Origin of the sequence: Sphingomonas sp. (assembly GCF_031380695.1) — a bacterium.
Lineage (GTDB): Bacteria > Pseudomonadota > Alphaproteobacteria > Sphingomonadales > Sphingomonadaceae > Sphingomicrobium.
Genome location: NZ_JANMWY010000327.1, coordinates 1 through 3,993, shown reverse-complemented (window position 1 = coordinate 3,993; position 3,993 = coordinate 1). Strand labels below are relative to the sequence as shown.

Below are 3,993 nucleotides of genomic sequence, written 5' to 3'. Positions count from 1 at the left end.
CCAAGATGGCGGCGTCGTGCGCCGATGCCTGCATGGCCGAAGCCCATGGTACGAAGATGGGGGACATGACGCAGTGCATCCGCATGTGCCTCGACTGTTCGGACGTGTGCGAGGCGACCGGGCGGCTGGCGGTGCGGCGGACCGGCGACGACCAGCCGATGCTGCGCGAACTGCTCGAGCTGTGCGCGCGGATGTGCGAGGCGTGCGCGGCCGAGTGCGAGAAGCACGACCATGAGCATTGTAAGCTGTGCGCGCAGATGTGCCGCGAATGCGCGACGGATTGCCGCAACGCGGCGGCGACGCTGGCTTAGGCCGCTTTTAACCCACGCTCTTTCCGCACCTTGGCGAGCTTCTTGAGCACCATCTCGCGCTTCAGGCGGCTGAGGTGGTCGATGAACAGCACGCCTTCGAGGTGGTCCATCTCATGCTGCAGGCAGACCGCGAGCATGCCGTCGAGCATCTCGTCATGCGCCACGCCCTGCTCGTCGAGCCATTTGGCGCGGATGCGGTCGGGGCGCATGACTTCGGCATACTGGTCCGGGACCGACAGGCAGCCCTCGGTATAGGGCACGTCATCGTCGCTATGGGTGACGATCTCGGGGTTGATGAACACGCGCGGCTCCTTGACCGGCTCGCCGCCCTCCTCCGCCGGCTCGCCGATGTCCATCACGAGCAGTCGCTTGGGCACGCCGACCTGGACCGCGGCGAGGCCAATGCCCGGCGCGTCGTACATCGTCTCGAACATGTCGGCGATGAGCGCGCGGATGTCGTCGGTGACCGCCTCGACCGGAGTCGATTTCTCGCGGAGCAGCGGGTCGGGGATTTCGCGGATGCGCAGGATGGCCATGGCGGCAAATTAGTCTTTTGGTGACGGGGTTTCAAGCGACCGGGCGCCGCGCCCGCAGCGCCTGGGCGAGCGTGCCTTCGTCGAGATAGTCGAGCTCGCCGCCGACGGGCAGGCCGTGGGCGAGCTGGGTTAGGCGGATCGGAAACGCGTCGAGCCGCTCGGCAAGGTAATGGGCGGTGGTCTGCCCTTCGAGCGTAGCGTTCATCGCCAGGACGACTTCATCGATCCCACCGACCGCGACGCGGCGGACGAGCGAGTCGATCCCGAGATCCTCGGGACGAATGCCCTCGAGTGCTGAAAGACGCCCGCCAAGGACATGATAATGACCCGGAAACAGCCGCGAGCGATCGAGCGCCCAGAGGTCGGCCACTTCCTCGACCACGCACAGCAGGCGGGTGTCGCGGCGCGGGTCGCTGCACAAAGCGCACGGATCGACCGTATCGACATTGCCGCAGGTCGAGCAGGTGACGAGGTTCTCCGCCACCGCCTGAAGCGCGGCCAGCAGCGGTTCGAGCGCCGATTCACGCTTCTTGACTAGGTGCAACACCGCGCGCCGGGCCGAACGCGGACCGAAGCCGGGAAGCCGGGCCAGTGCCTGGGACAAGGTTTCGAGTTCGCGGCCGGCCACGAGGGGGAGATAGGAATTTTTCGCGGCCCGCGCCATAGGGCGAGCGATGCGGATCATCTTCATGGGATCGCCGGCCTTCGCCGTGCCGACGCTCGACGCCGTCGTCGCGGCGGGGCATGACGTGGCGTGCGTCTATACCCAGCCGCCGCGCGCGGCCGGGCGAGGCAAGGCCGAGCGGCGGACAGCGGTGCACGATCGGGCCGAGGCGCTGGGTCTGGCGGTGCGGCATCCGGTCAGCTTGAGGGACGTAGCGGCGCAGGCGGACTTCGCGGCGATCGGCGCGGACGTGGCGGTGGTGGCGGCCTACGGGCTGATCCTGCCTCAGCCGATCCTCGACGCACCGCGTCTCGGGTGCATCAATGTCCACGGCTCGCTGTTGCCGCGCTGGCGTGGGGCGGCGCCGGTGCAGCGCGCGATCGAGGCGGGGGATGCGGTGACCGGGGTGACCATCATGGCGATGGAAAAGGGACTCGACACCGGGCCGATGCTGATCCGCCGCGAGATTGCGATCGATCGCAAGGACGCCGGGCAACTGGCGGAAGAGATTGCGAAAGTCGGCGCGGCGGCGATGGTCGAATGGCTGGCGGACCCGGCGCGCTATCCGCCGGTGGTCCAGCCCGAAGGCGCGACCTATGCCGCCAAGATCGACAAGGCGGAGACGCGCATCGACTGGTCGCTCGATGTCGCGACCATCGAGCGAAAATTGCGCGCGCTGGCCCCTGCCCCCGGTGCCTGGTTCGAGGCCCACGGCGAGCGGATCAAGCTGTTGTTCGCCGACGCCGTCGCGGGCGACGCATCACCAGGGACAGTGATCGACGCAGCGACCATCGCGTGCGGTTCCGGCGCGCTGCGCCTGGTGACGGTGCAGCGCGCCGGTCGCGGCGCCATGACGTCGGCGGAGTTGCTGCGCGGCTTCGCCCTCCCCTCGCTACTCATATGACCCGCTGGCGGCTGACGGTCGAATATGACGGCGGGCCGTTCGTCGGCTGGCAGCGGCAGGCGATCGGCGCGTCGGTCCAGTCGACGCTGGAGCACGCGATCGCGACGATGACCGGGGAGCGGGCAGCGGTGCATGGCGCCGGGCGAACCGATGCGGGCGTCCATGCGCTGGCGATGGAGGCGCATGCCGACATCGCCAAGCCGCTCACGCCGCATCAACTGCGCGAGGGGTTGAACGCGCTGGTCCGGCCGCTGCCGGTGACGGTGCTGGACGTCGCCCCCGTCGCCGACGATTGGCACGCGCGCTTCTCCTGCGTCGAGCGGCGCTATCTGTATCGCATCCTCGACCGGCGCGTGCCCCCGGCGATCGATCGCGGACGGGTGTGGCATGTGCCTGCACCAATCGACGTGGCGGTGATGCGGGCGGCGGCGGCGGTGCTGGTCGGCGAGCATGACTTCACCACCTTCCGGTCTTCGCATTGCCAGTCGGCAAGCCCGGTCAAGACACTGGATTCGCTCGACGTCGTTCGGGTCGGCGGCGAGGTGCACGTCGCCGCGGCGGCGCGCAGTTTCCTCCATCATCAGGTGCGCTCGATGGTCGGCTGCCTGATGATGGTCGGGCGCGGGCAGTGGTCCGTCGGCGACATGCGCGCGGCGCTGGATGCGAAGGACCGCACGGCGCTGGGGCTGAACGCGCCGCCCGAGGGTCTGTATTTCGTGAGTGCGCGGTATAACTAGCCTCACGAGGTGCGTATCGGGATCAGCCTGCTCCTGTTGCTCCAGGCGAGCGCCGCGCCGGTGGTCTATGACACACGCGCGGTGACCCAGGCGTGCGACCGTGCCGCGCCGGGGGAAGACGCGATCGTCGTTTGCGGCCGGCGCGACAAGGAACGGTATCGCATCCCCGCCCTGCCCCCGGACGACCCGCGCTTCGGGACGGCCGAGACCAAAGTCGGCGGCGCCAGGGTCGGCGTCGGGACCGAGCGAGCGACGGTCGGCGGCTTCCCCAGCAACCGCATCATGCTGAAAGTCAGGATCCCCCTGTAACCCGCTATTTCTGCGGCAGGGCGTAGCGCATCGACAGGGTCGCGGCCGATCCGGTGAAATCGACACTCAGCGTCGACGTCGCGGTCGCCGACAGGTTGCGGATGAGCGCCATCTCTCCGACCGCATAGCGATGCTCGAACGAGCCGCCCGGCGCGACGGTGGCAATCGTCACGTCCTTGTCGCCCGTGCGCGAGAGGATCGCGACCGGGGTCAATCCGGTGTTGCGACCGCTGACCATCATCGCCGCGTCCTGGTCGCCGCCGAGCATGAAGGTGTCGGCGGGCGGGACCTGCAACTCGCTATGTCCGGCGTGGGCAGCGGTGGCGCACATTGCGGCGGCGGCAAGGGCGATCGAGACAGCGGTGCGAAAAATGGTCATGGCGTTGCTCCCTGTGTTGGTGGCTGAGCTACGCGACGGCATGATTTCCGGATGCGTGGATCAATTGCCAACCGCACTCAATGCCCCGTGGCACTGATCAGAACACCGAATACCCCCCGTCGACCGGCAATACGATTCCCGTCACGAACTCCG

General features: G+C 68.3%; 7 protein-coding genes. 4 read left to right on the top strand and 3 right to left on the bottom strand.

Annotation, left to right across the window (positions count from 1 at the left end; genetic code table 11):
• A partial coding sequence (locus RMN84_RS11820) for a four-helix bundle copper-binding protein (protein WP_309612366.1) occupies nucleotides 1–311 on the top strand: 311 nt, incomplete at its 5' end.
• Here RMN84_RS11820 and def read toward each other — a convergent pair.
• Both def and recR read right to left on the bottom strand, forming a co-directional pair.
• Nucleotides 308–847 carry a peptide deformylase gene (gene def / locus RMN84_RS11815; RefSeq protein ID WP_309612365.1) on the bottom strand — a complete coding sequence of 180 codons (540 nt, stop codon included), beginning with the start codon at nucleotides 845–847 and terminating at the stop codon, nucleotides 308–310. The genes RMN84_RS11820 and def overlap by 4 nt on opposite strands.
• Nucleotides 848–878: 31 nt before the next feature.
• Entirely contained in the window at nucleotides 879–1,475 is a 597-nt protein-coding gene (gene recR / locus RMN84_RS11810; RefSeq protein WP_309612367.1) for a recombination mediator RecR, read from the bottom strand.
• Nucleotides 1,476–1,521: 46 nt separating this feature from the next.
• Here recR and fmt point away from each other — a divergent pair, with 46 nt between their 5' ends.
• From fmt to RMN84_RS11795, 3 genes are read left to right on the top strand one after another with little or no spacing between them, the layout of a single operon-like run.
• Nucleotides 1,522–2,415, top strand: a complete 894-nt coding sequence (gene fmt, locus RMN84_RS11805; RefSeq protein WP_309612364.1) for a methionyl-tRNA formyltransferase — start codon at nucleotides 1,522–1,524, stop codon at nucleotides 2,413–2,415.
• Nucleotides 2,412–3,152 carry a tRNA pseudouridine(38-40) synthase TruA gene (gene truA / locus RMN84_RS11800; protein ID WP_309612363.1) on the top strand — a complete coding sequence of 247 codons (741 nt, stop codon included), beginning with the start codon at nucleotides 2,412–2,414 and terminating at the stop codon, nucleotides 3,150–3,152. Before fmt ends, truA begins: the two co-directional genes overlap by 4 nt.
• A gap of 9 nt (nucleotides 3,153–3,161) precedes the next feature.
• Nucleotides 3,162–3,461 carry a hypothetical protein gene (locus tag RMN84_RS11795; RefSeq protein ID WP_309612362.1) on the top strand — a complete coding sequence of 100 codons (300 nt, stop codon included), beginning with the start codon at nucleotides 3,162–3,164 and terminating at the stop codon, nucleotides 3,459–3,461.
• A 4-nt stretch (nucleotides 3,462–3,465) separates the two neighbouring features.
• Here the strand turns inward: RMN84_RS11795 and RMN84_RS11790 are convergent, their stop codons facing one another.
• Nucleotides 3,466–3,840 carry a hypothetical protein gene (locus RMN84_RS11790; RefSeq protein ID WP_309612361.1) on the bottom strand — a complete coding sequence of 125 codons (375 nt, stop codon included), beginning with the start codon at nucleotides 3,838–3,840 and terminating at the stop codon, nucleotides 3,466–3,468.
• Between the last annotated feature and the right edge of the window lie 153 nt (nucleotides 3,841–3,993).